Annotated in this window: 1 pseudogene; it reads left to right on the top strand. The window is 34.2% G+C overall.

Annotated elements, in window-relative coordinates:
* Positions 1-46: 46 nt before the first annotated feature.
* A pseudogene (locus AAEY57_RS21250) lies at positions 47-231 on the top strand (EAL domain-containing protein); the annotation flags it as partial.

Here is a 231-nt window from a genome sequence, read left to right as displayed (position 1 = left end):
AGGCTACTTTAAAAATAATACATTAACCTGTACTACAGGTACTGGTATGCTTGAAAATCCTTTACCAGATAACCAACCAGATTATATTGTAAATAAAAATAAACCCTCACAAATAGGCATACGCTTTGAGCCTGAACTTTACTTATTACTCTTTACCGAGCGCCCACTAAAAGTACTAATTATTCGCCAAGGCAATTATAACCTCATACTAAAATCAGAAGTATTCGATCC

Origin of the sequence: Pseudoalteromonas sp. MER144-MNA-CIBAN-0113 (genome assembly GCF_040308965.1) — a bacterium.
Lineage (GTDB): Bacteria > Pseudomonadota > Gammaproteobacteria > Enterobacterales > Alteromonadaceae > Pseudoalteromonas > Pseudoalteromonas tetraodonis.
Note: the sequence above shows the minus strand (reverse complement) of the source record. Positions and strands in the feature narration are given on the sequence as shown.